Annotated in this window: 30 protein-coding genes and 2 tRNA genes; 16 read left to right on the top strand and 16 right to left on the bottom strand. The window is 47.3% G+C overall.

Annotated elements, in window-relative coordinates; translation table 11 throughout:
- Window positions 1–29: 29 nt before the first annotated feature.
- From ICL07_RS24065 to ICL07_RS24075, 3 genes are all read right to left on the bottom strand, one after another.
- Window positions 30–470 carry a response regulator gene (locus ICL07_RS24065; protein ID WP_188090584.1) on the bottom strand — a complete coding sequence of 147 codons (441 nt, stop codon included), beginning with the start codon at window positions 468–470 and terminating at the stop codon, window positions 30–32.
- 222 nt (window positions 471–692) lie between these two features.
- Window positions 693–896: a hypothetical protein gene (locus ICL07_RS24070; protein ID WP_188090585.1), complete on the bottom strand. Its 204-nt coding sequence runs from the start codon at window positions 894–896 to the stop codon at window positions 693–695.
- A 91-nt stretch (window positions 897–987) separates the two neighbouring features.
- Window positions 988–1,293, bottom strand: a complete 306-nt coding sequence (locus tag ICL07_RS24075; protein WP_188090586.1) for a hypothetical protein — start codon at window positions 1,291–1,293, stop codon at window positions 988–990.
- Between the two features lie 39 nt (window positions 1,294–1,332).
- Between ICL07_RS24075 and ICL07_RS24080 the strand changes: the two genes are divergently transcribed.
- The 3 genes from ICL07_RS24080 to ICL07_RS24090 all read left to right on the top strand — a co-directional run bounded on the left by ICL07_RS24080 (window position 1,333) and on the right by ICL07_RS24090 (window position 2,791).
- On the top strand, window positions 1,333–1,731 hold the full coding sequence (locus ICL07_RS24080) for a tetratricopeptide repeat protein (protein WP_188090587.1): 399 nt from the start codon (window positions 1,333–1,335) through the stop codon (window positions 1,729–1,731).
- A gap of 86 nt (window positions 1,732–1,817) precedes the next feature.
- Window positions 1,818–2,378 (top strand): hypothetical protein, encoded by a 561-nt coding sequence (locus tag ICL07_RS24085; protein ID WP_188090588.1) that lies wholly within the window; start codon window positions 1,818–1,820, stop codon window positions 2,376–2,378.
- A gap of 8 nt (window positions 2,379–2,386) precedes the next feature.
- Window positions 2,387–2,791 carry a hypothetical protein gene (locus ICL07_RS24090; protein ID WP_188090589.1) on the top strand — a complete coding sequence of 135 codons (405 nt, stop codon included), beginning with the start codon at window positions 2,387–2,389 and terminating at the stop codon, window positions 2,789–2,791.
- Here ICL07_RS24090 and ICL07_RS24095 read toward each other — a convergent pair.
- The 3 genes from ICL07_RS24095 to ICL07_RS24105 form a co-directional block, all read right to left on the bottom strand.
- The gene (locus ICL07_RS24095) at window positions 2,788–3,270 is read right to left on the bottom strand and encodes a hypothetical protein (protein WP_188090590.1); all 483 of its coding nucleotides are present in this window, start codon (window positions 3,268–3,270) and stop codon (window positions 2,788–2,790) included. The two genes, ICL07_RS24090 and ICL07_RS24095, sit on opposite strands and share 4 nt — an antisense overlap.
- Before the next feature lie 91 nt (window positions 3,271–3,361).
- Window positions 3,362–3,982: an SMI1/KNR4 family protein gene (locus tag ICL07_RS24100; RefSeq protein ID WP_188090591.1), complete on the bottom strand. Its 621-nt coding sequence runs from the start codon at window positions 3,980–3,982 to the stop codon at window positions 3,362–3,364.
- Window positions 3,983–4,008: 26 nt separating this feature from the next.
- Window positions 4,009–4,461, bottom strand: a complete 453-nt coding sequence (locus ICL07_RS24105) for a hypothetical protein (RefSeq protein ID WP_188090592.1) — start codon at window positions 4,459–4,461, stop codon at window positions 4,009–4,011.
- Between the two features lie 290 nt (window positions 4,462–4,751).
- Between ICL07_RS24105 and ICL07_RS24110 the strand changes: the two genes are divergently transcribed.
- From ICL07_RS24110 to ICL07_RS24120, 3 genes are all read left to right on the top strand, one after another.
- Window positions 4,752–4,825: transfer RNA gene (locus ICL07_RS24110), tRNA-Arg, on the top strand.
- 146 nt (window positions 4,826–4,971) lie between these two features.
- Window positions 4,972–5,045, top strand: a tRNA-Arg gene (locus tag ICL07_RS24115).
- 125 nt (window positions 5,046–5,170) lie between these two features.
- Entirely contained in the window at window positions 5,171–6,469 is a 1,299-nt protein-coding gene (locus tag ICL07_RS24120; RefSeq protein WP_188090593.1) for an outer membrane protein assembly factor BamB family protein, read from the top strand.
- A 58-nt stretch (window positions 6,470–6,527) separates the two neighbouring features.
- Here ICL07_RS24120 and ICL07_RS24125 read toward each other — a convergent pair whose 3' ends face one another.
- Genes ICL07_RS24125 through ICL07_RS24140 form a run of 4 tightly spaced genes read right to left on the bottom strand, consistent with a single transcriptional unit; the run spans window position 6,528 to window position 12,611 of the window.
- Window positions 6,528–7,145: an alpha-ketoglutarate-dependent dioxygenase AlkB family protein gene (locus ICL07_RS24125; protein WP_188090594.1), complete on the bottom strand. Its 618-nt coding sequence runs from the start codon at window positions 7,143–7,145 to the stop codon at window positions 6,528–6,530.
- Window positions 7,146–7,151: 6 nt separating this feature from the next.
- On the bottom strand, window positions 7,152–10,367 hold the full coding sequence (locus ICL07_RS24130) for an error-prone DNA polymerase (RefSeq protein WP_188090595.1): 3,216 nt from the start codon (window positions 10,365–10,367) through the stop codon (window positions 7,152–7,154).
- An 11-nt stretch (window positions 10,368–10,378) separates the two neighbouring features.
- Window positions 10,379–11,872: a Y-family DNA polymerase gene (locus ICL07_RS24135; RefSeq protein ID WP_188090596.1), complete on the bottom strand. Its 1,494-nt coding sequence runs from the start codon at window positions 11,870–11,872 to the stop codon at window positions 10,379–10,381.
- Between the two features lie 4 nt (window positions 11,873–11,876).
- A complete protein-coding gene (locus ICL07_RS24140) occupies window positions 11,877–12,611 on the bottom strand; it encodes an ImuA family protein (protein WP_188090597.1) in 735 nt (244 codons plus the stop codon).
- A 70-nt stretch (window positions 12,612–12,681) separates the two neighbouring features.
- On the opposite strand from ICL07_RS24140, the gene ICL07_RS24145 reads away from it, so the two are divergent.
- Complete coding sequence (locus ICL07_RS24145; RefSeq protein ID WP_188090598.1) at window positions 12,682–13,500, top strand: XRE family transcriptional regulator; 819 nt, start codon at window positions 12,682–12,684, stop codon at window positions 13,498–13,500.
- A gap of 22 nt (window positions 13,501–13,522) precedes the next feature.
- On the opposite strand, the gene ICL07_RS24150 is transcribed toward ICL07_RS24145, so the two are convergent.
- From ICL07_RS24150 to ICL07_RS24175, 6 genes are read right to left on the bottom strand one after another with little or no spacing between them, the layout of a single operon-like run.
- On the bottom strand, window positions 13,523–14,383 hold the full coding sequence (locus ICL07_RS24150) for a hypothetical protein (protein WP_188090599.1): 861 nt from the start codon (window positions 14,381–14,383) through the stop codon (window positions 13,523–13,525).
- 33 nt (window positions 14,384–14,416) lie between these two features.
- On the bottom strand, window positions 14,417–15,187 hold the full coding sequence (locus tag ICL07_RS24155; RefSeq protein WP_188090600.1) for an ABC transporter ATP-binding protein: 771 nt from the start codon (window positions 15,185–15,187) through the stop codon (window positions 14,417–14,419).
- Complete coding sequence (locus ICL07_RS24160; protein WP_188090601.1) at window positions 15,187–16,200, bottom strand: FecCD family ABC transporter permease; 1,014 nt, start codon at window positions 16,198–16,200, stop codon at window positions 15,187–15,189. Before ICL07_RS24160 ends, ICL07_RS24155 begins: the two co-directional genes overlap by 1 nt.
- A complete protein-coding gene (locus ICL07_RS24165) occupies window positions 16,197–16,886 on the bottom strand; it encodes a class I SAM-dependent methyltransferase (protein ID WP_188090602.1) in 690 nt (229 codons plus the stop codon). The genes ICL07_RS24160 and ICL07_RS24165 overlap by 4 nt, the downstream gene beginning before the upstream one ends.
- Window positions 16,883–17,893: an ABC transporter substrate-binding protein gene (locus ICL07_RS24170; protein ID WP_188090603.1), complete on the bottom strand. Its 1,011-nt coding sequence runs from the start codon at window positions 17,891–17,893 to the stop codon at window positions 16,883–16,885. Before ICL07_RS24170 ends, ICL07_RS24165 begins: the two co-directional genes overlap by 4 nt.
- Before the next feature lie 9 nt (window positions 17,894–17,902).
- Complete coding sequence (locus ICL07_RS24175) at window positions 17,903–20,053, bottom strand: TonB-dependent siderophore receptor (RefSeq protein WP_188090604.1); 2,151 nt, start codon at window positions 20,051–20,053, stop codon at window positions 17,903–17,905.
- Window positions 20,054–20,411: 358 nt separating this feature from the next.
- Between ICL07_RS24175 and ICL07_RS24180 the strand changes: the two genes are divergently transcribed.
- The 9 genes from ICL07_RS24180 (at window position 20,412) to ICL07_RS24220 (ending at window position 26,692) form a co-directional block, all read left to right on the top strand.
- Window positions 20,412–20,681, top strand: coding sequence for a hypothetical protein (locus ICL07_RS24180; RefSeq protein WP_223152079.1), 270 nt, complete (start codon window positions 20,412–20,414; stop codon window positions 20,679–20,681).
- Window positions 20,682–20,992: 311 nt separating this feature from the next.
- Entirely contained in the window at window positions 20,993–21,298 is a 306-nt protein-coding gene (ureA, locus tag ICL07_RS24185; protein ID WP_188090606.1) for an urease subunit gamma, read from the top strand.
- A 33-nt stretch (window positions 21,299–21,331) separates the two neighbouring features.
- The gene (ureB, locus tag ICL07_RS24190; protein WP_188090607.1) at window positions 21,332–21,703 is read left to right on the top strand and encodes an urease subunit beta; all 372 of its coding nucleotides are present in this window, start codon (window positions 21,332–21,334) and stop codon (window positions 21,701–21,703) included.
- Between the two features lie 45 nt (window positions 21,704–21,748).
- Window positions 21,749–23,617, top strand: coding sequence for an urease subunit alpha (gene ureC / locus ICL07_RS24195; RefSeq protein WP_281389692.1), 1,869 nt, complete (start codon window positions 21,749–21,751; stop codon window positions 23,615–23,617).
- Between the two features lie 12 nt (window positions 23,618–23,629).
- A complete protein-coding gene (locus ICL07_RS24200) occupies window positions 23,630–24,088 on the top strand; it encodes an urease accessory protein UreE (RefSeq protein ID WP_188090608.1) in 459 nt (152 codons plus the stop codon).
- 3 nt (window positions 24,089–24,091) lie between these two features.
- A complete protein-coding gene (locus tag ICL07_RS24205) occupies window positions 24,092–24,778 on the top strand; it encodes an urease accessory protein UreF (protein WP_188090609.1) in 687 nt (228 codons plus the stop codon).
- A 25-nt stretch (window positions 24,779–24,803) separates the two neighbouring features.
- On the top strand, window positions 24,804–25,412 hold the full coding sequence (ureG, locus tag ICL07_RS24210; RefSeq protein ID WP_188090610.1) for an urease accessory protein UreG: 609 nt from the start codon (window positions 24,804–24,806) through the stop codon (window positions 25,410–25,412).
- Window positions 25,413–25,498: 86 nt separating this feature from the next.
- Entirely contained in the window at window positions 25,499–26,332 is an 834-nt protein-coding gene (locus ICL07_RS24215; RefSeq protein WP_223152080.1) for an urease accessory protein UreD, read from the top strand.
- Between the two features lie 18 nt (window positions 26,333–26,350).
- A complete protein-coding gene (locus tag ICL07_RS24220) occupies window positions 26,351–26,692 on the top strand; it encodes a hydrogenase maturation nickel metallochaperone HypA/HybF (RefSeq protein WP_188090612.1) in 342 nt (113 codons plus the stop codon).
- Window positions 26,693–26,700 lie beyond the last annotated feature (8 nt).

The following is a 26,700-nucleotide window of genomic DNA, read 5'->3' on the forward strand; positions in this document are numbered from 1 at the left end:
CAACTCGTTGCACGGCTACCGGCAGCACACTATACCAATACCGCAGCAGACAGTGTTGGCGAAAGTGGCTGAGGCCTTTGCCGTACTGTTTCAAATATCAGTTTCAGGCCGTCCCGCAGGGCATGCAGATTGGAAGGTTTTACCATCCAGTCGGTAGCGCCGAGGAATTTCATGCGGGTCATATCCTCCGGATTAAAGGAGGCAGCATAAAAGACTACCGGAACATCTGCCAGCAGCGGGGATTGCAATAGTTCTTCCAGTTGGCGGCAGCCATCTACCGTGGGTTGGCGGGTATGCAGGAAGATGTAGTCCGGTTTACCGGTCTGTTGAGCAGCGTAGGATAACGCGTGGGCAGCATTATCAAAGCAGATACAGGCTTTCGTTGCCTGTAACAGGTCGAGCGCAAGAAAGAACTGGTTACGGTTATCGCGTTGTTCATCAATCAAAAAGCAGGAAATCTTCTGTCTCATTTTAACGGATAGTTTAGTCACATGGTAAAAGTGGTTAACAACGGCAGGTCATCATCGAAATGCCGGCGCAAAATTACGGTTATTTTAATCGTTGTAGATAAAAATCCCATTTCGTGTAAAATAACCGCCGTATCCGTAGCCGGAGGCCGTTTAAAAAAGGAAAAATAAAAAACCGGCAGTCATTTTTTGGCGACCCCGGTCATATGCGGGATATTTTTTCCGCTACCCCATCGCGTTGCTGTAAACGTCTGGCTGGTCTACCGGATGATGGTTATCGCTGAATAATTTTTGCCGGGTATGTACATCATCTTCCAGCACGCCGGCAGACCGGTCGAGCATCCGTGCCCTGCTTTTTCTGATCAGGTAAACAATCACCCCTGCAGCAGCAGTACCCACTATCGTAGACGCTATCAATATTTTTTTCATGGTGACAAAGGTTTTATTCTGTAGCCTGCCAAGAGTTGTGCCACGAAACTGCAGGGAAATGATTTTAACAATTTGCTGGCAAACAGGGGCGTCAGCGGGTGGTTTGTTCCAATGCTTTCAGCCGTTCTTCCTGTGCCTGGAGCAGGCGTGTCTGTTCCTCCAGCTTTTTGTTTTGTGCAATAATATAGCAGGTGAGCTCTTCAATTTTCTGCAGCAGACGCGCCTGCTGCTCTCCCACTTCTATGCCTTTTTCCATCACCTCTTTTTCGGATGGCATACCGGGCAGATGTTTTTTCTCCTGGATAAATTTTTCCAGCTGGGATAAAGGCAATAGCGGATAATTATCCTGGAATACGAAGTCAAGTACTATACACTTCCGGCCTTCAATAACGGTCACATTTTTGTGGTGAACAGGATACACCAAACCGATATTATCATGGTTCGCGAATCACATAAGAGCCTGATGGAAAAAGGCCTGCAACTGGAAAAACAGCATGAAACCGAAAAGGCCATACAACAGTACCTGGATATTGTAAAAAAAGATCCGTTGAATGCAGCAGCCTACAACCGGCTGATGGTACTTTACCGGAAACAGAAAGCACCCCGCAAAGAGATGAGTATTATTACCGAAGCCATTAAAGCCTATGAAGACAATGTGAAAGCCGAACAAACCGCCTGGGCCAAACAGAACCGGAAAGCCGCCAGTATCAGCCGGGAACTGGTGAAGGCGCTCGGATTGACCGATAAAAAAGGGATGCCGGTAAATCAACCCGCGCAGGTGGTGACCTGGAAAAGAAGAAAAGAAAATCTTCAGCAGAAACTGGCCCACCACTAAACGTTTCCCGATAATATTAACCCTTGTTTGGCGGAAGTGTATTAAATTGTGCCGGATACACCTAATAACCCATTATATATAGCTGCATGGAATATCAAATTAAGACATGGATAAGCCCTACTGTATTGTTAGCATTACCACTCGCTGTGGCCTGTCAGTCATCCCCCACCGTCAATAACGCCGACATGCAAACTTTCCTGAACGAATTGTGTAAAAATGCGACGGTATCTATTACCGATAAGACGGAACGGGACCGGCAACCAGCATCCCAGTTTCATATTGTAACGAAGTTTCCCCTTTCGGGAGCGCAGTTGACAGCTTATCGGAAAAATGGTGGGACGCTGATGAATAATGACGATGATATTGCTAACCGGGTGACTTATATCATCAAGGGGTACACGCTGACCAATGAAAAAAACGAACAGCTCACTTTTCCTGACACCGGCAAGCCTGATCATCTTCAACTATACGGCATTACCGGTGATGATAATACACCACATCAGAGTTTAGGCTTGAAGATCACCCTCAATAAAAATTTTGAAAAGCTGCAGGGACATATCGTTTGTGAATTTACAGCACCGGGAGGCGCAAAAAAGGAAGTGAAGATTCCGGTGAATATTTCTATCCAGGACAATGTAACGGAATAACGCATATTATGGAATATACTGACCTTACACCATCGCTGCAAGCCGCCATTGTAAAAGCGGAAAATATCGCGATCGATGAATTGCAGTCACAACGGGACTTTCAGCCTTTCATCCTGTGCGGGGATACGCTTGATACAATTGAGCGTATAAAAACCCGTGACGAAGAAGAGATGTTTGAGATAGCCGAAGAGCTGCTGGGAGATATGGCCGATAGTACCACCGCCATACTGGTATACAAAGACAATATCAAGCTGAATGATGGCACTTTTGAAGCGATTGTTTGCCAGCTGTATGATATGAATGAGGACTCCGGCTATAGCTTTGGCCAGTTGTATCGCTTTGGAGAAAATAAAATCGAGTTTCTGAAGAAGCGTCTCTTCCTGGGTGAAATCAGGAACCTGTTAATGTTCTAGGCTGCTTTTCCGGTTGACAGTTTTGTTTTCATGCTGCTGAAAAACTCCCATTCGTTTTCATCCAGCTTATTTTTGGGTAAAGTGATAGCGAAGCGGAAGGATTGGTCAGTAACAAGCCAAACAGCGTTTGGGGCCAGGTTAATTTGTTTTATCCAGTCCCACTGTTTTATTTCTGTCAATTCCTTATTAATATGCCGGATAACGATATTTTGCTCACTGAATGTTATCACAGCATCAAAACCGATTTTTTTCTCCAGCATTTTTGTACTGAAATGATATACTGGTATCAGCACCAGCACCACAAAAACAAAAAAGTAAACAATTGCTGAAGGAATAACCCCCCATGATGGCAGGGGAAGCTCATAAGCGAGCAACAACATGCCCAATAAATACAACCACAGGCTTTTTCTAAAAAAGAAATATAGTTTTGCCCGGAGTATACTGTTATAATCTGACTGTACCTTTTTTGTAACTTCCATTGGGTTTCCGTTTCCTTACTATGTAAGGTAACATTTTTGAGGAACTTCTGAAAGCATTTTCGTACGGATGGTTATATACTCTTCCTGTCATTTATGTTGATAGAACATCATCATCGTCCTCTTCTTCCGGCTGTATAAAGTCATAGTCATGTTCCATCAGTTTCTGCAGGTATTCTTCAAAACTGGTGGCGATTACTTTGAAGCTGTCCGGATCATGCAGGAAACGGACCACCTGGCCTTTGGTGCCGCCGGGCGCCGGATCGAAGTCCAGGAACAGCCGGGAAGTGCCGCCGTTATTCATACAATCAGAAAAACACAGCCAACGGCTCATGTTCAGATCCGGATTGATACCAGTTCCTATCAGATCCGGAAATTCATCCAGGTAGCCGGCATACATTTCATGGATGCTTTGTTTAAAAGTATTTTTTTCCAATATCTGCGCTATTGATTTGAGATAATACGGGTATTCGTACACATCCGAACCCAGTATTAATACAACTACTTTCTTGTCGCCATACTCCTGCCAGTAGGTGCCATTGACGCGGGATAATAATTGCAGCAAGGCATCCGGGCAGTCCGGAAAATGTTCCTTCAGGCTTTCCAGCTGTGTGGCAGTGGCGCCATAAGTATAGGAAAACTGCTCTTTATCTTCGGCGGAGAGCCTTTCTTCCAGGCCTTTTAAGTATTGGTCAACGATTTCATTTGTTTTCATGGTGTAAAAATAAAGTATTAGCCGTATTAACAATCATCGGTTTCCCGTTGTGCAGCATCGAGGTAGTTTTCGTATTTTTTTACATCTGTTTTAGGAAGATGTTTATTGCGTAGCACCACCTTTTTCCGGATGACGCCATTCGGATGTATCCACGTGCCGGAGAATCCGTTATCGTTTTTCTGCAGTATCATCAGGCCGGAGAAACGTTCCTCCACCAGCGCATACCGGCCGGACCTGTTATGGCGTACTTCCAGCAATAACCATTGATCCGGACCTTTTTTATCGTAGCGGTAAATAGCCTGGTAATAGGGTTCTCCACCGCAATTGCCGGGAATAGCTACCAGGTACAAGGTAATCGGCAGTTTGTCATCTATGCTGCCTTCATACAGTTCGGGGATACGTGTATCTGTATCCTGTGCGGAGATTTTCCAGGCGCTGCACAGGATGGCCAATACCATCAGAATGAAAGTTTTCTTCATGGGAAACAGGTGTTTGGTAGTACAAACATCCGTCAATCTTCCTTATCTATCATCCCTGTTTATCATCCGCCGGAGGCGGATCAATATTCGCAAAGCAGCCGCGAAAATCCGTTCTAACGTCAATGGGCCAACGTCTTTTTTTTAGAAATTCCATCTACCGGAACTCTCCATCAAACCCTGTCCCATTAAGGAGATCAGCGACATTCATGCTCGTCACTGTCAAAAAATATTTCAAAAAAATTTGTTTAAATAAAAACTAATCCTACATTTGCAATCCCAAACGGGGAAATGGCCTTGTAGCTCAATTGAATAGAGCATCTGACTACGGATCAGAAGGTTTCAGGTTTGAATCCTGACAGGGTCACAACAAAAAATGCTGCAACACGCTTTGCAGTTTTTTTTAGCTCAATAGAAACATCCTGTTAAAAAGTAGCAGATGTAAAGAATTGAAAAATAATTTGTTAAGATAAAAATAATTACTTATCTTTGCAATCTCGAAAGAGAAAAACCGGCTGCGTAGCTCAACTGAATAGAGCATCTGACTACGGATCAGAAGGTTTCAGGTTTGAATCCTGACGCGGTCACAAATTTTAAAAGGACGTCTCCATATGGGACGTCCTTTTTTGTTTTCTAAAATATTACACACGATTACATTATCTGTTTTTTGTATACATTGTAGCGCAATTCCTTATACTTAAATGTTATTTTAATGCATTCATCGATTGTAACGCGCACCGTTTTATTGCTGCTGGTAACAAGCATGTTTAGTTGCTCCAAAACCAATGAAACAGCGCCTGAAACCAGTCCCGTACCCGATCCTACAATACCTGCCACTCCCAACCGGCCATCGGGAGCATTATATGTGGATTATGGTTCTACACTGAATAAAATAAATGTGGTTGACAGCTCCATTATATGGGAGAGCGGTAACTATACTTTATTTGGATCAATGGGAAGTGCTATGGTACTGGATTCCACATTTTTTTATTATGGCAGTAGCACAGCTGTTGCCGGATACAGTAAAAAGGACGGCAGCAATAAATGGCTATTTCGCTGGCAGATGTTTATGCCGGCTCCCTTATTATATAGCGAACCAGTAATACAAAACAACCAGGTCTTTTTTACAGCTTCCACAGATAAGAACTCCACACCGGCCATGCTGTATTGTTTCGATAAAATTACCGGCGTACAGAAATGGTCTGTCAAAGTTGATAACAGTTCTTTAAACAGCTATTTCAATACTACCCCAGTGGTATTAAACGATCGGGTGATATTGGGCACAATGGATGCCGCCAATCATAAACACCTGACAGCCTATCGGGTATCGGATGGTGTGCAGCAATGGACTTCCGCTATCAATGATAATTTGAGTACCCGCCCCAAGGGGGTAAATAACCGGATTTATTCATTTGAAAAAACAAGCGTGTCCTGTTATAGCGCCACCGATGGTACCTTACAATGGCAAACCAGCCAGGGTGACTGGTTGACGGGCACTTCCACATTTTTCAACAATAATGAACCGGTAGTGGTAAGATTGTATGACGCCCGGTATGACGTATACACACTGAACACGGCGGACGGAAAACTTTTGAAAAAAGCCAGCATACAGGCACCTACCGGCACAATCCGTGAGAAAGAAGTGGGTGGATGCAGCTATTATAATAATAAACTAATCGTCGTTAATAAACGGAGCGATGATTCACTGGCCATCAGATGTTTTGACCTGTCAACCCAAAAACTAAGCTGGGAGCGGCACTTTGAACATGTGCAGGGGCAATACGACATAGAGATGTTTGCCCCGCTGCTGACCAGTGATTATATTATTTTCCCTACAGTTTCCGGCCATAGTAGTGATTACAGTCATTACAAAGCGTTGATGCATTTTCTGAACCTGGCAGGTGAAGAAGTCATCAGTATACCTATGAAGCCAGGTATTTTCCCGAATAAATTTGCTTATGAAGAGAAAGGAATAATTTACAACCAGCACAACAGAATAGTTCTGCCATAAAATATCAAACGGATTTTCATAGCGGACGCCTCAACCATCCATGAGGGGTCCGCTTTTTTTATGAATAAGCGCGTTCCTGAACCGCTCCTACCTTTCTGAAAGTCAGGTTGATCCTCGCTTTCATGGGTTGCACAGCTTTAGCGATCCGATGTTCCCAATACTTTTGCAAATCCCCTTTCATCAGCAGTAATGAGCCGTGTTGTAACCGGATCGTGTACCGATGGCGGTGATTATCTTTACGACGGAAATCAAAATTCCGCTCCTCTCCTATGCTGATAGATGCGATCTCCGTTTTTAATCCCGGTACCGTGTCCTTATCAGCATGCCAGGCTACCGAATCGTTGTTATCCCGGTAATAATTCAGCAATACACCATCGAACAACATGCCGGTATGCGCCTCCACTTTAGCTTTCAGTACCTGCAACGTTTCCGGCCAGGGTAATACGGGGCGCTGGTCCCCGTTCCGTATCGGCTCACTCCCGAACCAGGCAGACAGCCGCGGTGTCAGTACTTCCTTCTCGTACATCATGATTTTGCTTTGCTGCCAGGGCACCGTATTTAACAGCACTTGTAATAACTGATCACTTTCTTCCCGGCTAAGAAAAGACGGATAGTACTCCATCAAATCCTGTGGGAGCATCAGTTGCCGGTCATCATCAAATAATTTCAGTTGCATTATTTTCTATTTAAAATTTCTACCCGCCGGGAAAAGCTCTGCCTGCACCATTTTCGGAGCAGTTTTCTTTCCAGCCGGAGGCGCTTTAGCCTCATCACCCTGATAGGCGGCATTCATCAATTGTTCCTGGTCTGTAGGCAGGGAAAGCTGATTGAGCAAACCATTACCGTTATAACATTTTTTAATGATGACATGGGTTACACTTCCTTCCCGCTGCAAGGTTCCTTCTACTATCAGCAAACGGGAGGTCACAATTTCCTTGCGGAAACGCTTGAATATTTTCTCAAAGGCTACCAGGTTAGCACTGCCGGTTTCATCTTCAATAGTGATAAAACAAATGCCACTGGCCGTTCCCGGCCGCTGGCGAACCAGTACCAGACCCGCTACCCGCAACGGTGTCCCATCAGGCCACCGTTCCAGTTCCCGTATGGACAATACATTCCGGGCAAATAACTGCTGCCGGGCAAAACTCACCGGATGCGCCTTGAGCGATAAAGCCATGGTAGCATAATCCTGTACTACATGTTCTGAAGGCGTCATGAGTGGTAACTTCACTTCCGCTTCGCTGGCACTCTCTGATGGTTGTCCTTCAAACAGCACCTGTGGCCGGTCGGCCAGGGCAGATACTTCCCACAAAGCACGGCGCCGGTCCATTTTCATAGAGCGGAAAGCGTCTGCATCTGCCAATCGTTCCAGGGTACTTAAAGACACGCCCGTATCCATGATGCCGTGAATGTGCGTGTAAGCAATAGTACGACCTGCTATCAGTTTTTCCATTTCTTCCTGCGCCAGTCCTTTTACCTGGCGGAATCCGAGACGCAATGTCCAGTAATCTCCTTTACGTTCTTCTAAAGAATTGTCCCAGTAAGAACGATTTACATCTACCGGAAGTACGGTCACTTTATGGTTCCGCGCATCGGTCACGATCTGCGAGGGGGCATAAAATCCCATTGGCTGGCTATTCAGTAATGCACAGGCAAAAACATCAGGGAAATAACATTTAATCCATGAGGAAACATATACCAGTAGTGCAAAACTGGCGGCATGACTTTCCGGAAACCCATAAGAGCCGAATCCTTCCAGTTGTTTAAATATGCGTTCCGCAAACTCCAGTTCATACCCTTTTTTCACCATTCCTGATATTAACTTCTCCCGCCATTTTGCCACCTGTCCGGGAGCCTTAAAGGTTGCCATACTGCGGCGAAGACCGTCTGCTTCCGCAGCAGTAAAATCGGCCGCTACCATGGCTATTTCCATCGCTTGCTCCTGAAATAACGGCACGCCTAATGTGCGCTTTAGAATTGCTTCTAATTCCGGTTTGGGATACACCGGATCTTCTTCTTTATTTCGTCTGCGTAAATAAGGATGCACCATGTCACCTTGAATAGGCCCCGGCCTTACAATAGCGACTTCAATCACCAGGTCGTAAAAATCACGGGGTTTGAGCCTTGGCAGCATAGACATTTGTGCCCGGCTTTCGATCTGGAACACACCGATAGTATCTGCGCGGCAGATCATGTCATACACCTTCTTTTTTTGTGGAATATTGGCTAGAGTACAATGGTGGCCATAATGTTTCCGGAGCAGATCAAACGCTTTACGAATACAGGTCAGCATTCCCAGCGCCAGCACATCTACCTTGAGAAATCCAAGTGCTTCTATATCATCCTTGTTCCATTCAATATTGGTGCGGCCTTCCATCCTGGCATTGAGGATAGGGCACAGATCAGAGAGCTGATGTTGTGTGATGACGAATCCGCCGGTATGCTGCCCAAGTTGCCGCGGGAAGCCCATGAACTGTTCCGTCAGCTCCAATGTTTTCATCAACATCGGGTCTTTGGCGCTAAAACCTTCACTGGTAACTGTTTTGCCTTCTTCCCATTCTTCCGTAAGTTCATATCCGGATTTCGCCAGATGGTCTACTGCATCCATCGACAAACCCATGGCCTTTCCTACGTCGCGTACAGCGCCTTTCCAGTGTACCTGCGTAACAGTAGCCACAATGCCCGCCCTGTCGCGTCCATATTTGGCATAAACATATTGAATCACTTCTTCCCGGCGTTCATGTTCAAAGTCAACGTCTATATCCGGTGCTTCATCCCTGGCATCCGACATAAAACGGGCGAACAAAAGGTTCACCGTTTGCGGATTAATGGACGTAATACCGAGACAGTAACACACTACCGAATTAGCCGCAGAGCCGCGTCCCTGGCATAAAATATCCTGGCTCCTGGCAAAACGTACCAGGTCGTATACTGTCAGAAAATAAGCTGCATAATTTTTCCGGGCCATAAAAGAAAGTTCTTCCCGGATGGTTTTCTCCACTTTCTCCGGCACACCATCCGGAAAACGTTCCGCCGCTCCCTGCCAGGTTAGCATTTCCAGCTCTTCCTGCGGTGTCCGGCCTTCGGTAGTAATTTCTTCGGGATATACATATTCCAGGCTGTCCAGTGAAAACCGGCAGGCCACCGCTATTTCCTGCGCTTTTTCCAATGCCTCCGGATAACGACGGAATAAACGCTGCATTTCCGGGATCGGTTTCAGGTATCTTTCTGCATTTTGATACAAGCGATAACCCGCATTATGGATCGTGCATTTTTCACGCACACAGGTCACGATGTCCTGCAATTCCCGCCGTTCGGGATGATGATAGTATACATCATTCGTAGCTACCATGGCAATATGCAGCTCCTCGCACAGTTGCGCAATGCGGTATAGTTTTTTACCATCGCTGCCCCGGTACGACCAGGAAGCGGCCATGTATAACTCCGACCGGAAATATTGCCGGTATTCCCGGGCCGCTTTTTTGAATGCCGCATCCAGCTCAAAGGCGCCATCCAGGCTTGCCGGCGGTATCATCACAAATTTGATCCCAGCCGCATACTTGTATACATCTCTTTTATACAGTTCGCATTTACCTTTTTCCGTACGGAGATTACCGGTAGACAGTAAGGCAGACAAACGGGCATAAGCCGCTCTGTCCGTGGGATAAGCGAGTAATGGCGGACCATCCTGCAAGTCGAGACGACAAGCCGGAATAATCCGGATACCTTTTTCTTTCGCCGCCACATGCGCCCGTACAATACCGGCCAGTGTATTATGATCTGTTATAGCGATGGCGCTATATCCCAGGCTGACGGCCTGTTCCACCAGCTCTTCCGGATGCGATGCCCCCCGGAGGAAACTAAAATTCGTTGTGATTTGTAATTCCGTATAGCCCATACCGTTACTATTTAAGCAAAGTACCCGTGTATATACCATTCCGGTTTATGTTCCCCATAATACCCGGAACGGAACAGCCAGTACCTGCCACCGTCTTCATCTTCCACCTGGTAATAGTCTCTTTGCAATCCTTTTTCAATCCACCATTCCCGTTCAATGCGTTCTGGTCCGTCGGCCTTTACCACCTTATGGATTTTGCCTTTATGGATAAATAACATAGGCGGATAATCCGGGATGGGCGCCGATACTTCAATCCGTACCGGCGCCCCCAGCAGGCTTACCGGCCGCATCTGATGCTCCGGCCAGGTAACGCTGGTAGTTTCATTGATGTCGCTGACACTGCGGATAGACCGTTCCGGCCAGTGATGTTCTTCCGGCAGGTAACGGCGGATAGCCGCGGCGCCAATGCGGCTCTGCAAGCGATCCAGCAGTTTCATGACAGCATCTTTTTTATCGCCGGTATCCAGGTCCCACAGGCGTTCCTGCTGGGTTGTCAACCCCTCTACTACCGGCGCTTCCAGCACAAATAATTCAATGCCCAGATCTGGTTCAATACTATCGATCTTCAGTTCAAAAAGCCGGAACAGGTGTGTGTGATTACGTACCGGGCTGTTGGTGCCGATTTCCACGCATTGTTGTTGTCCGTCGGTACGGTAACAGCGCAGCCTTGCTTTACGAAGCCCTTTCTCTTCCTGTTGCAGGCGCTGGCAGATACCTTCCAGCAGTTTTTGAATAGCCACCTCAATACCATGCGCCGTTTTTATCGGCTCCAGGCAGGGCAGCCTTTCCACATAAGGCTCCGGCGGCGTTACCGGTTCGAGTGTTTCCGGCATGCGTCCGAGGGCTTTATCTACGCGGTCCAGCAGCAGTTGACCGAAACGACGCCGCAACACGGATGGCGGCATATCGATAAACAGCCCTATCTGTGTAAGGCCTAATTTCCGCAGACGGTCCACCACCGGCAGTTCCAGCCGCAGCGCTTCAGGAGGCAAAGGCCGCAATATTTCCGCCTGGCTGCCGGAAGGCAGCACCGGATGCGTGGTACCATAGCGGGCTACCGCCCAGGCAGCCGCCATAGTGTCGGCAATTGCTGCCCTTACGTGGTAACCACCTGCCTGCAACCGGCTCACGATATGTTCAAAATAAGCGGCTTCTCCGCCCCACAGGTGCGCACAGCCGCTGATATCCAGTATCAGGCCGTCATCGCCATCTATACCGGTTACCGGCGTATAACGGTAACACCAGACAGCGAGGGATTGCAATAGTTTATCCTGTGCAGGATCATCATCATAAAATAATAAGTCGGGGTAGACCGCCCTCGCGTCTGCCAGCACGGTTCCCGGTAGTATGCCCAGTTGCCCGGCCGCTTTGCTCACGGAACGAATCATCATACGGCCACGTTCCGGCGCCACCAGTACATACACCTGCCCGCCCAGCCCCGGATAACGCAGCGCCAGCCGGTCTGCCGCCAGATGACGAAACCAAACGGACATATAACGTTTCATACACTCAACCTGCTTTGATATATACCTGTTGTTCCTCCATGCTTGTTGTATTGCCCTGCTGAAACTGTTGCCCATCCCAGGAAAGCTGCCAGTTGCCCGGTTTGCCGTTGCGCACTTTCAGTAAGGCCACCTGCCACTGCGGATACCCCACACCAGGCAAGCCATCCTCTATCAAACTGGCTACCGGCCTGATTTCCCAACGGGTAGTGCAAACGGTATTCTCAATATTCCGCGGCCGATGCCGGTGCAGCAGACAAGGCACGCCGCTTTTTTCCACGGCCAGCTGCAGGCGCCGGAAGGCGATGGGATGGATATCCGGGATCTCTCCCACTACTGCCGCCAGCGCATTACATTTCAGACACTCCTCTACTACCCATAGCATTTCTTTCTCCGATACCAGGTCTACAAAAATGATCCTGTCAGGTACCAGGCAAAATGCTTTGAGCCCGGGCGGGAAAAGCGTTCTATGCGCCCCTACCCAGATGGCCGTTTCCTGTTCTTTCATAAAACGGCTGAGCACCGCCGCCATAAACCCTAAGGTAGCGGCAGCCGCCTCACTATTATGACTGATAAATTCATGGGTACCCTGATAAGGGAAACAATGTTCCGGAAAAGCCCTGTTTAACGGCCCCAGATCCGGATAATCATGGGAATGGGATGAAAACACCGGCCCCCTGGCAGAAAGCAATTCTCCTCTCAGCCTGGCTATCACCTCATTTCTTTCAGCTGGCTGTTTCATATTTCAAAAAGTTGACTTATATTTGGCACTAATAATGCCAAATTACCGGCAGTAATAATGCCAAAAAAATATGAAAGAACAAAATAATTTTTGGGCCCAAAACCTGAAATTTCTCCGGAACCGGAAAAAGATGACACAGGACGACCTGGCAGCAGCCCTTCAATGTACCCGTACCAAACTGAAAGCATTGGAAACCGGCGCCACCAAAAATCCACCGCTGGAAGACCAGGTGCTGATCTCTGATTTTTTCAAGGTTGACATCGATACTTTTATCCGCCTCGACCTGTCTCAACTGGGAGAACTGCGTTTAAGAGAACTGGAAGCCGGTGATATGAGTTACATCACAGGAAAAAAAATGCGCGTACTGGCTACTACCATTACCGCAGATAACAAAGAACAGGTGGAAATGGTATCCCACCAGGCACAGGCGGGATATACGGTGGGTTATGCCGATCCTGACTACATTTCCAGCCTACCGGTGTTCCATATGCCACAACTCCCGGCTGACCGGAAGTTCCGGATGTTTCCGGTGAAAGGGGAATCCATGCTGCCTGTTCCGGAAGGCTCTTTTGTAATCGTAGAATACCTACAGGACTGGTCCCATCTGAAAGATGGCACCCCTTGCGTGGTGATCACTAAAAATGAAGGCATTGTTTTTAAAGTAGTATACAATCGTATTCAGCCAAACGGCCTGCTGCACCTGGTTTCATTGAATCCATTATTTAAACCCTACGATCTTCCGGTAAGTGAAGTACTGGAAATGTGGAAGTACAACAGCTACTGGACCAACACGGACTTAGCGCCGCAATCGGATATGGACGCGGTTTTACAGGCATTGGGGAAATTGGATGCAAAGGTGGAAACCCTGATGCATAAAACAGCAGAATAATATTTTCAGCTACCGGATACTATCAGCGTATCCTTTCCAGCGGCGCACCAGGCGCAGGGCGATAGAGCATGACCGGTAGCTGGTAAATACCACTTCCGTCATCAAAATGACCGATCAGCGCGCTCCAGTGCGCAAACCGGGATGAACGCCGATATCCGGCAATACTATCGATGGGACGCCGTTCCAGGGTTACCAGTTTTCCATTGCCATAGATCACCATCTGATAATCTTCCAATGGCTCCATCTTTACTTTATCATTAAGCGATGCTGCTTTCAGTTTATCAGTATATGCTGTCACTTTACTATCGCGGAAATTGTAGACGTTTTTTTCTGCTGCAGCTTTAGCCTCCAGCTTTATCAGTTCCGCCGCATGGCCCCCGTTCTGATAAAGGCTGTGCAAGTGTTGGTAATATGATAACACTTCCTTTGTCAAGGCATTATTGTCTTCCTTACGGAGATCCACGCCAGTAGTCCATCCCGGCAGTTGATATGGTATCTTTTTAAAGTCCACCTCCCAGGAAAACTCCGTGGGTTTACCCGCACTCACATTAACAGGGAAAGAAGCTAATAGCTGCTCATGCCCGTTGGCATCTTCCGTAGCCAATAGTTTGATACTGCCGGCAACAGCCTCCGTAGGATATACTTTCAGCCGGATTCTGTGTTTTCCTCCCGTCAGCAGAAAAGGATTCAGCAAATAAGCAGCATTGTCTGCATCTTCTTGAAAAGAAGCGCCTGCCAGTATATCATCTATAAATACTTCGTTGTCTGCTTTTAATTGCAGGTGGATGCCATAAGTTACCGGTCCGGATTTGGACTGGGCGCAGGAAGTACAGGCTACCATCATGGAAAAAAACAATGCGGGGTGGGTTAATGATTTCATCATCGTAAAAATTACTAAAAAAATTTTAAATGATCTTTATATTCTATGCCCGGTTGGTAATACAATTTTTAACTCCTCATGCCGGATATCCAGGAAATTAGTATTGTACACGGCTTTCAGCATCTCCAGGTCCGGCAGGTCCGCATTTACCGCGGGCATCACCGTTTTGTCCAGCATAAAAAAAACTTCATCCGCAAACTGATAAGCCAGTGTTGGATTGTGCATGATGGCAATAACGGTACGGCCATTGGCCACAAACCCGCGGAGCTTATTCATTAAAAAATGTTGGTAGTATACATCCAGGTGGTTGGTAGGTTCATCCAGGATAATAATTTCCGGGTCCTGCATCAGCAGGCGGCCAATCATGACCATCTGTTGCTCTCCACCCGACAACTGGGGGAAGAGTTTCCTACGAAGCCCTTCCAGCCCCAGTTCTGCGAGTACCTGTTGAGCCAGCGTACGATCGTTTGCGGTAGGTGCGAAACCAGAGAAAGCCGCACGTCCGGTGAGCAAAATATCTTCTACCGTAAACGTAAACACGGTCTGATAAAACTGTGGTAAAAATCCTATCAGAGCAGCTTTTCGTTTATGCGTGAGCTGCATTATGGGTATTCCTTTTACCTGTATATCGCCTTTGTAACCGGACAGTATTCCCGTAATGGATTTAAACAACGTTGATTTACCGCTGCCATTGGTACCCAGCAATACGGAGAACTTACGTTCACAAAATTTTACATTCACCTCCTTGAGGATGGTTTGTTTCCCGTAGGCAAAACTCATGTTCTTTATCTCGATAGCTGTTGCCATTAGTGCCAGTTTAATTTGTTTTTACGCATCAGGTATATAAAAAACGGTCCGCCCAGCAGCATGGTGAAGATGCCTATCGGTACTTCAAAAGCAAACAGGGAACGGGAGAAATCATCAATCACCAGTAAAAAAGTTCCTCCCAGGAAAATACTGGCCGGAATAGCTTTCCGGTTATCTGCCCCCAGCATCATGCGAACAATATGCGGCAGGAACAGTCCGTAAAAACTGATAATACCTACCGAAGCCACGGTGATGGCCGTCAGCAGGGTGGCGCAACCAATCAATATCCATTTGTCCAGGCCCGGATTTACGCCTGCTGCTTTAGCGGCATCGTCCCCGAGCGACAAAACGTTTACCCGCCACCGGTAGATGAACACCACTACCAGTCCCAGTATCACCGGAACGTATAACCGTTTCAGTTCCTCCCATGACGCCGCATGCAGGTTGCCCATCGTCCACTGTACGATAGCCTGCAGTTTATATGGATTGCTGATATACTGCACGATAGCCAATCCTGCGGAGAACATGCCGGAGATCACCATACCGGACAACACAATAGTGATAATCGTTGCATTCGATCCCGAACGGGCAACCAGGTAAGCCAGCAATACCGCCAGTATTCCACCCGCAAAAGCCGCCAGGCTTACCGGAACAAAGGCGAAGGTCATGGCCAGCGCCGCTCCGAAAGCGGCGCCGGATGAGATACCCAACACATAAGAATCGACCAGGGGATTACGGAATATGCCTTGCAGTACCGAACCGGAGACAGACAACGCTGCTCCCACCAAAAAGGTAGTTAGCACACGCGGCAACCGGACGTTGCAGATAATATTCTTTATCAGCGCCCAGCTATCTTCCTCCAACAGCGAAAGCGACGACATGGCTATCTTCTTGTACGCCAGTCCCAGGGCGGCCCCCACGTCTGCCTGACCGGTAGACCCGATAAAGAGCGACACCAGGATAACCGGCAACGGCAACGCGTAACATATCAAATAAATAATCCCTTGTTTCAATGTATTGGTTTATATCCTTTGAGTGCAAACAGATCAGATGTCCCTTCCGGTTGCCGCAGTAACCGTTCTTCTTTCTCATCGGCGAAAACCTGCACAAAACCTGCTGTTTCCAGTATTTCCACATCCCTCGCCGGACGCTGATGCCGGGAGATGTCTAGCTGGCTTTTGATCTTATTCGCCTGTTCCATAATATCCGCCGGGTATCTTTCGTGTCCTTCCTGGCTAAACTGACAGGCGCCGAAGTCACCATCGAAGTTCAGCAACAATCCGCCAGGTTTCAGTACTTTAAAACATTCGGCGTAAAATGTCTGTATATCCGGTATGGTCCAGGTCATGAGCCGTGTAAATACCAGGTCGAACTGGTTTTCCGGGAAACAGAGTTGCTGCGCATCCATTACGTGGTAATCGATACGGAGATGGAGCGCTTCTGATACCGTTTTCGCTTCCGCGATCATATTCGCTGAAATATCCACTGCTGTTACTTCGTAGCCTGCCTGCGCTAAAATATTGGCGAAGTAACCGGAGGCAGTACCTGCTTCCAGCACTTTGTTTCCTTTCAGTTGCGGTAATAATTCCTTAAAGTAAGTCAGCCATTGCTGTGTTACCGGCTGCATCCATGCATCTTGCTTTTCTTCCCGCCAGATGGCACTTTGCTTATCCCAGTAAGCTGCTATTTCCTGCATCATAATAGTGTAATTAATTTGTTACCGTTAGTTTCACCGTAATATTTTATCATCATTTTTTTTACTTCTTCCAATGATGTTTCCGGAGCTTCTCCTGCCGCCCATGCTTTGATACGCATAGATGCCGTCAGTGACTTGATTGTATGCGGATTATAGAAAAACATCGGCATCAGGTTAAAGATTGCTTTCTGTTTCACAGCAGTGATAGCTGACAATTCCTTTTTCGCATAAAACAAGACTGCCGGATCATTCCACATCACGATCATATCCGGGTTCCAGCTGATCAGCGTTTCTGCGTTGACGTTAGGTTGATCTACCGGCGCCGTACATACGTTGGATACCCCGGCAAACTCCAGGCAATCGTTCATCATGCTGTTACGCCCGGTGGTAGCGTAAATGCGGCCATTGGCCCAGGTGAAATAGGCTTTTTTCCGGTCTTTTTCCCGTACGGCGGCAGCAGCTGACTGCATCATTTCGAACTGTTGTTTCGTATAGGCCACCAGTTCAGCGGCCCTTTCCGTGGCGCCTAAAAGTTGACCTACATCTGCCAGCTCCTTTAACACCTGTTCATATTTTTCGGAAGAAGCCAGGTATACCGCTATGCTCATTTCTCCCAAAGCCTTAATAGTACCTTCGCTCATGTGTTTGGCAATGACAAGATCCGGTTTGAGCGCGATGATACTTTCGAGATTAGCCGTTTCATTACTACCCGGAATAGCCAGACGCTTGTTTTTGATCCGGTCATCGATCAGACTGTAGGGAATAAATAATTCCTTGTCGGCGTATGTCTCCGCCGGTATTCCCACCAGTGTATGTTGCATTTGCAGCATAAAAATGGCGTCCATCATGGGATCAAACAAACACACCACCTTTTCGGCGGGTTTGTTTAATACCACTTTATGCCCTTGTACATCCGTCAGTGTGATAGCTCCTTCCTTACGCTGCTGCCGCCCGGGACCGCAGGCTGAGAGAAAGACCAGCAACGCTGACAATAAAAAAACATGTCTCATGTGATGGTTTTATAAGTTAATGGTAAGGGCACAACGGAAATTCCGGGGTGCTGTCTGTACCCAGTAATACATATTGTTCCGTTTCCAGGCAGTGCTGTACAGGTGATCGTTCAGGATATTGTTGACGATCAGGTTGATGCTGTACTTTTTCCGGGAGTAGCCGATACCCGCATCCAGTCGGAAAAAATCCTTTAATGTTTCCGGATTGGCATTAGTATATCGTTCTGCCCTGCCGGCCATATACTGATAACCGGCAGATACGGAGAGTCCCTGCAGTTTACGAACCGGCAAAGCGTAGTTCAGCCAGGTATTCTGGATATGTTTGATCCTGTTGGGCGTTGCCATGCCTACCATTTCCGGGTTCTTCTCGTCCTTCGTGATTTTCGATTCCGTAAAAGCGTAGTTCATGACCACGTTCAGGCCTTTGGCTACGCGGCCTCTCACATCCAGCTCCACGCCTTCTGACCTGTTTTCTCCTGTCTGATAAATATCGTTGGACACCGGGTCTCTCAGGATAGTACGCTTGCGGTAAATCTGGTACACGGACAAAGTCGTGTTCCAGGTACCATCGTGCCAGTCTTTTTTGATACCCGCCTCGTAACTCTTACCCGTCAACGGTTTCAGTGGCGACTTATCATAGGCCACCCCTGCCTGCGGTAAATAAGAATGATCATATAAAGCATACACGCTCATGGCAGGCCGCAGCATATAACTGATACCCAGGCGTGGCGTTACCACCAGGTCGTTTGCATCCGTTTGGGTGCCGTATTGATTAAAATCCGCGTTGGATTGGGTTATACGGAGACCTGCATTTAATTTCAGTTTATCCGTTAACGATACTTCATCCATTACATAGGCCGAGATATAATATAAATGGCCTTGGGTACGGTTGCCTTCACCATTGATATCATTCTCCGAATCAAAGGAGCCGCCGATACCATGGTTGTTGATCACGTTGCCGTATACCGGGTTGGATATACTCAACGGATATACGGTGCTGGCTGTCCCCCAGGTGTCTGTTGTATTATTTCTTTTATCGTTGAAGTCGATACCGGCCAGGAGCGCATGTTTGACAGTGCCTGTCCGGAACCGGCCCTGGATATAGGCTTGCGTAGAAAAAGTATTGTAACCTACACCGTCGTATACATAATACCGGTTCAGTATATCCGGGTTATCGTTGTTTTTACCATACACCCAGAATATGCTGCCATTGTATTCGTTGTTGATGTTACTGATACGGGCCGTCAGGTTCCAGTTGTCGTTGAATTGATGTTCTGCCGTGAAGAAAAGGCTGTGATCCTTCGCTCTGTAGGGTCTGGTGTTGGGATCAGATATGGAGAAATCAACCGGCAGCGTGCCAAAACCATAGGGTGATATCTGTGCTTCACTCAGCAACATATAATTCATACCCTGGTAAATGTATTCCAGCGTAAAAGATGTTTTTTTACCGGCTATATATTTTACAGAAGGTGCTATCAATATGCGGGTATTATTATCGAACTTCATAAACCCTTTGGTACTCATGCCCATCATATTAAAGCGGTACTGCCATTTCCCTTTGGTGTCCAGTGTACCACCCATATCAGATTCGGCGCGGAAAAAATCGAAACTGCCATACATCATTTTAAATGTGTGGTGTTTTCTGCCGGTTGGCTTTTTGGTAACGATGTTGTAGGAACCTGCAGGATCGCTGAGAGCCGACATAAATCCAGCCGGACCTTTTACAAACTCAATTGTTTCAATGATAGCCGCATCATCTCCCAGCGGACCTTTAATTAATGGTCTAAGGTCTACGCCGTTCCGTTGCGCATTGATATATCCGCCGCGTGTATAGATATCCGGCGACACAGCATTATGCAGTTCTTCGCGCATCGTGCCGCTCACGTTGCGGGTAGCGCTTTCAATGATATTATAGACAACCTGGTCTTTTAAAACTTCAGCACTGATAATTTGTATATTCTGTGGTGTTTCTATCAATGGCGATTGTAATCGCAAATCGGAAGAGATCTTACTAAGATTGTACTTCTTATAGTATTTACTGGTCACCGTTAGTTCGTCCAGTGACATCACCTTTAATGAATCCGGTGTCTGCCGCTCCTGCGCAGCAACACTCAGATATGAAAAGGCCAATGCCGCCATGGACATAGTTTTCCTAAGCATATCGAATAAAAGAAATTAACTAATGAAAATTGGCAAAGTAGAAGTTCCGGGAATCAGCGGAGTGTAGCCATGTATGCCGGTAGAAGTAGCAAGAATTTTATTTTCGTGACACGAAGGTCGTTTTTTTTATGGTAGTACAAAACTTTCGCGCAGAAAAAATTTCCAACGATATGTTAAAAGATTTATAACAACGTAGAATAAATTGATCAAGCTCTTGTTGTTTACCAACTTTTTACTACTTTCGCTGCAATTCATACACAGTCACGCTTCTATGCGATTATCGAAATACACATATCAGTTTATTCGCCGCATTTCCGCCGTATTCGCCATGTTGTTGTTCACATGGGTGACTGTTAGCATGCCATATATTCTCATTAAACAAGCAGAGAACAAACACAAAATATATTCTTCTGTCAGTAAAGAAGATAGCAGCTCCTATTCCGGCATTAACGAAGAACGGGTAGAAGAAGATGCACCACTTTCCGAATACCTTTGTGACAGGAAAGATGCTGTCACTGTTGTGATAGACCATGTTCAGCACATTATGGGAGAAGATACCTTTTATCTGGATAACCATTCTCTCGAATTAATAACCCCGCCTCCGGAACGCCCGCTTACCTTAGCCTGATTTTATTTTCGTTTCTATGATGAATAACGTGTAGAAGGCGTTGTTCTGTCCAGCCATTTTTTCAAGGTTGTCATTTGTTGCATTCGTGCTCGTTTTCATTATGAATAACGTGCAGGGTATGCTGTGCTGTACTGCCTTTTTAAGGCTGTTACCTGTGCGTCATCCTCTTTCTTTCCCTCATGCATACCGACTTAAAACGTTGTTCCGTTCAGCCGTTTTCCGGCTGTCCCTGCGATAGCTGTGTCCGGGTATGTAGCATACCTGTACAGCTGTGCACCAAGAATATTACATCATAAAAAAATACAATTACTATGCATCTAACCACCCGGGAAATTGAGAAGCTGTTATTACACCAGGCAGGAGAGCTTGCTGCCAAACGGCTAAAGCGCGGGGTGAAATTAAACTACCCGGAATGTATTGCCTACATCTCCAGTGAAATCATGGAACAGGCCAGGGATGGCAAAAAATCAGTAGCAGAGCTCATGGAATGGGGCACGAAGCTGTTGACCAGAAGCCAGGTCATGGAAGGGGTCCCGGAAATGATTCATGACGTTCAGATTGAAGCGTTGTTTCCCGATGGGAACAAACTCGTGACCGTTCATAGCCCCATCCGCTAACATCAGTTGCTTAACCTGTTAAATGAAATTATTATGATACCCGGAGAACTTATTCTGAAGAAAGAAGATATTATCTGTAATGCAAAAAAGAAAACAGAAAGAATAGAAGTGAAAAATACGGGAGACCGCCCTATCCAGGTGGGTTCACACTTCCACTTCTTTGAAGTAAACAAGGCACTTGATTTTGACAGGAACCGTTCCTTCGGTATGCGGCTTAACATTCCGGCCAGTACCGCAGTCCGTTTTGAACCAGGAGAAAAAAAGATGGTGATCCTCGTCGAAATCGGCGGTAAGAAAAACATCTACGGATTCAATAACCTAACCGACGGCAACGCTTCCGAAAACAGCGTTAAAACCGCCGCCATTGCCAAGGCAAAGAAGAACAATTTCAAAGGCGCCAAATAACCGGCAACATTTGAAATGCATTCACATTTCATTAAATACAACAGTATGTCCGAGAATAAAGAGAATAGAAAAAAAGGTGGTACCTGGAACCGGCGGGAATGGATTAAAATCGTTGGGGTAACCACCGCCGGCTTAACGGTAATGGGGCTCAACAAGGCCTTCGCCCAAAACAGCAACGAAGTAAGGTTTGAGAATGGTAACCTTTATATCAAACGGGATAAATATGCTTCCCTGTTCGGTCCTACTACCGGCGATAAAATGCGGCTGGCCGATACTGAGCTGTTTATTGAGATAGAAAAAGACTTCCAGGTTTACGGAGAGGAAAATAAATTCGGTGGTGGGAAAACCGTGCGGGATGGCATGGGACAAGCCGCTGCGGCCCTGGATAAAGACGTACTGGACATGTGTATCCTCGGCGCCGTGATCATCGATCACTGGGGCATTGTAAAAGCCGACATCGGTATCAAAGACGGTAAAATCAAAGCGATCGGCAAAGCAGGCAATCCGGATGCGCAGGATGGCGTAACACCAGGTATGATCATCGGTCCGGGTACCGAAGTACATGGTGGCTGGGGGTATATCGTTACTCCGGGCGGTGTGGACACACACATCCACTTTATCTGCCCGGAGATCATCGACACAGCGCTGTACAGCGGCCTGACGACTCTCATCGGCGGTGGTACCGGTCCGAATGATGGTACCAACGCCACCACTGTTACCTCCGGTAAATTCTTTATGGAGAAGATGCTCCATGCATCCGAAGAGCTGCCTATCAACGTCGGCTTCTTTGGCAAGGGCAACGTATCCAACGAAGAAGCCCAGGCGGAAATGATCCGTGCGGGTGCTTTGGGCATGAAAGTGCACGAGGACTGGGGCGCCACACCATCCACCATCGACATGGCGCTGCGGGTAGCCGATAAATACGATACCCAGGTAGCCATACACACCGATACCTTAAACGAAGCAGGTTATCTCGAAGACACCGTTAAAGCCATCAACGGAAGAGTGATCCACACCTTCCACACGGAAGGCGCCGGCGGCGGGCACGCACCGGATATCATCCAGATCGCGATGTATCCCAACATCCTGCCGTCTTCCACCAATCCTACCAAGCCCTATACCGTGAATACCATCGCCGAGCACGTAGACATGCTGATGGTATGCCATCACCTGAGCCCGGCCATCAAGGAAGACGTCGCCTTTGCCGATTCCCGTATCCGTCCTTCCACGATTGCAGCAGAAGATATCCTGCATGACCTGGGCGTTATCAGTATGATGAGCTCCGATTCCCAGGCCATGGGTCGCGTAGGGGAAGTGATCACCCGTACCTGGCAGACCGCCCACAAAATGAAGGTACAACGCGGTGCGCTGCCCGAAGATAACAGACAGGGCAACGACAACTTCCGGGTAAAAAGATACATGGCCAAGTATACCATCAACCCCGCAAAATCACACGGCATCGATGAATACGTAGGTTCCATTGAACCCGGCAAAATCGCCGACCTCGTAGTGTGGAGACCGGAGTTCTTCGGTATCAAACCCGAGATGATCTATAAGTCAGGTATGATCGTGGCATCGAAAATGGGTGATCCCAATGCTTCCATTCCCACACCGCAGCCTGTGCTGTACCGGAAAATGTATGGCGCTTATGGCAACGCGCTGGCACAAACCAGCTACAACTTCGTTTCCAAAATATCCATCGAGTCCGGCAACATAGCCAAATTGGGGCTGAAAAAGAAATCGCTGCCGGTAAAAGGATGCAGAACCGTACAGAAGAAAGACATGGTACACAACAACGCCATGCCTAAACTGGAAGTAGATCCGGAAACATACACCGTCAAAATAGATGGCAAAGTAGCCACCTGCGAACCACTGAAGGTACTTCCGCTGGCGCAGCGTTACCTGCTGTTTTAAAATCACGCAAGGATGATCATTATAGAAGAAGTATTGACTAATCCGTCTGTAGGCAACAGAACAAAGGACATTTTCGAGATCGAATGGTATGAGACCACCAAAACCATTATCCGGCGTCCTACGCAGTCGGGAATGGAATTAGTGATCAGGAAAAATAGCAGGGTACCGCTGGCCGATGGCGATATCCTTTGGATGGACGATGAAAGATACGTTGTGCTGGTGATAAAATCCTGCGAGTGTATCGTGTTTACACCGAATACACTAAAAGAAATGGGGATTATTTGTTTTGAAATCGGCAACAAACATATCCCCATTTATATTGATGATGAGAATAACATCAGTGTTGCCTACGAATCGCCTTTATATGTGCAGCTGCAACGGGCTGGGTATGCACCCCGCATCGAAGAAAGGAAACTGTTGCAGACACATATGCTGCGGGCCAACGGCCATGGTAACACTACAAACTATTAACCAATGCAGAAACTATTAACGCTGTTGCAGGTCAATGACTCCATGTTCCCCATAGGAAGTTTCACGCATTCCTATGGACTGGAGTCTTATGTGGATGCCCGGATTGTCAATGACAACAGTTCCGCCGCCGAGTATGCCCGCACTATGCTGGAGCACAGCATTTATTACAACGACGCTGCTTTTCTGTATAAAACCCTCTGTCTGCCTGCCGGTAAAAAGGGATGGGACCAGCTAACGGAGCTGGATACACTGGTAACAGCCATAAAAGCATCTTACGAAATAAGAGATGCCAGTAAAAAGCTGGCCATCCGGTTCCTGAAACTGACGATGGAACTGAAGCCCTACCCTGCCTGTAAAAAATATGCGGAAGCCATACGGCAGTCGGCATTGCATGGGCATTACGCCATCGCCTTCGGGTTGTATGTAAAAGCAGCCGGTATCGCCACAGAAGATGCATTGAGCGCATTTTACTACAATACCCTGAATGGTATTATTACCAACTGCGCCAAAGCAGTACCCATCAGTCAGACAGCCGGACAGAAAATACTGTTCAACCTGCAGCCTGTCATTGCCAGACTGGTGAAAAAACAAAAAGACATGGACGAGCAGCAACTGGGCTTATGCTGCATAGGACAGGAAATAAAGTGTATGCAACACGAAAAGCTGCGTACCCGCATTTACATCTCCTGATCATCAAATTTTAAACTCCCGTAACATGACAAAATATGTAAAAATAGGTGTAGCCGGCCCCGTAGGTTCCGGTAAAACGGCCCTGATAGAGGCGCTGACGAGGAAAATGAGCGGCGACTACAGCATCTGCGTAGTGACGAACGATATCTACACCAAAGAAGATGCGCAGTTTATGATCAAAAACTCCAAACTGCCGGCAGAGAGAATCCGCGGTGTAGAAACCGGCGGATGCCCGCATACCGCCATCCGGGAAGATGCCTCCATGAACCTGGAAGCCGTAGAGGAACTGGTGAAGCTGCATCCCGACACCGAAATTGTATTCATTGAAAGCGGCGGCGACAACCTGGCGGCGACTTTCAGCCCAGACCTCGCCGATGTGACCATTTTCGTCATTGATGTGGCAGAAGGGGAAAAAATCCCGCGTAAGGGCGGTCCTGGCATTACCCGTTCCGATCTGCTGCTGATCAATAAAATTGACCTCGCCCCTTATGTAGGCGCCAGCCTGGAAGTAATGGAAAGAGACGCCAAAAAAATGCGGGGCGACAAACCATTCCTGAAGACCAATATCAGGGAAAAGAAAGGATTGGATGACGTCATTACCTGGATTAAGAAATACGCATTACTCGAAGCATAATCTGAAGCACCATGATCAATAGGGATAATTCACTTACAAGCAGGGTTGATATCAGCTGCAAGCGGGAAGGTTCGAAAACCTTGCTGGTGAACAGTTATTTTGACATTCCCTATAAAGTAGTACACTACGGCTCCAAGCTGCTCCATGACCACCTGGAAGTAATGATGATGTGCTACTCTCCCGGCGTAATGGACGGCGATGCGCTGCAAATCAGTGTGCATTGTCCACAGCACTCCGAAATGAAACTGTTTACCCAATCTTTCAATAAGGTGCACCCCATGAAAAAAGGGGCCTCCCAGCTGATGCATGTCAAAGTGGAAGACAGGGCACTATTCCAATACCTGCCGCAGCCTACTATCCCCTTCAAACATTCCATTTTCGATATGGAAAACCTGGTGGAGGTAGCGGAGAGCGGGCACCTGGTATGGGGAGACATTATCGGCGGCGGCCGTATCCACTCCGGCGAAAGGTTTGAGTTTACCCGGTTGCATAGTCGCACGAAAGTATACCGCGGCGGGAAACTGGTTTTCTTCGACAACCAGCTAATGGAGCCTCGTAAGCAGCCACTGGAGCGCATGTTATTCTTTGAAGGCCATACGCACCAGGGTACTTTACTGATTGTTTCTGACTATGCCCAGGCCATCAAAGCGGAGTTGGATGAAGTGCTGACAGAACAGTTTACAGACATGCATTACGGTTTTACCATGTGTAACCCGAATGCGCTGTTGATAAGAACACTGGGTGAAAGTGGCGATGCTATGCACGAATGGTTGTCTAACATCGGTGATATGTGCTGGAGTTATATCCGGCATCATATGCCAGAAACAACGCCAATGGAGTCAGTAACAACGGAGAAGCCAGCAGTAAAAAAGAAAGCCGCCGCTACCAAAAAACAGCCGGTAAAGAAAATAACTGCTTAGGGATAAAAAAACGAAACTATGCATGAAGTGCCGATAGTGAGAGATATTTTCAACACGTTACAGGAAAGTCATCCGGACAAATTTGACCGCATCACTAAGGTGCAAGTCGAAGCCGGCCTTTTGTGTAATGTACAACCTGTCCTGATTCAAAATGCCTTTGAAGCGCTGATATCAGACGAGCCGCATCTGGCCCATATTGACCTGGAAGTGGTGTTGTTGCCGATTGTAGCGCATTGCGAGCAATGCAACCAATCGTTTGAAGTGGTCCGCCACAAGTTCGTGTGTGCCTGCGGAACACCATCCAGGAAAATTCTGCAGGGCGAAGAACTACGTATCAGCAAAATAGAATTTTTAACCTAAAAGATAAT

It is taken from the genome of Chitinophaga qingshengii, from assembly GCF_014529935.1.
Classification (GTDB): domain Bacteria; phylum Bacteroidota; class Bacteroidia; order Chitinophagales; family Chitinophagaceae; genus Chitinophaga; species Chitinophaga qingshengii.